Source organism: Stutzerimonas stutzeri (assembly GCF_000935215.1).
GTDB lineage: Bacteria > Pseudomonadota > Gammaproteobacteria > Pseudomonadales > Pseudomonadaceae > Stutzerimonas.
Window position 1 is genome coordinate 1 of sequence record NZ_JXXD01000300.1, and the last position, 473, is coordinate 473.

At 60.3% G+C, this 473-nt stretch carries 1 pseudogene; it reads left to right on the top strand.

What is annotated here, in order from left to right:
* Positions 1 to 46: 46 nt before the first annotated feature.
* Positions 47 to 430 (top strand): annotated as a pseudogene (locus LO50_RS22110) (transposase); the annotation flags it as partial.
* Positions 431 to 473 lie beyond the last annotated feature (43 nt).

Sequence of the window (473 nt, forward strand, 5' to 3'; positions counted from 1 at the left end):
GCGCTGGGCTTAAGTGCACTTTCTGTTCCGTTGCTCCCCAAACCCCGATATCACCCAGGTCGACAAACTGCTGCACGGTAACGAGAACGTCGTCTGCGCCGATGCCGGCTACACCGGCGTCGAAAAGCGCCCCGAACATGCGGGCCGCGAAGTGATCTGGCAGGTCGCAGCACGCCGCAGCACCTACAAGAAGCTCGATAAACGCAGCGCCCTGTACAAAGCCAAGCGCAAGATCGAGAAGGCCAAGGCACAAGTGCGAGCGAAGGTCGAGCACCCGTTTCGAGTGATCAAGCGCCAGTTCGGTTACGTGAAGGTGCGCTTCCGTGGCCTGGCCAAGAACACCGCTCAGCTGGTGACGCTGTTCGCGCTGTCGAACCTATGGATGGCGCGCCGACATTTGCTGACTACCGCAGGAAAGGTGCACCTGTAATGCGGAAAATGGCTGCTGCGAGGTGCTCGCGGCGGCCAAAAAC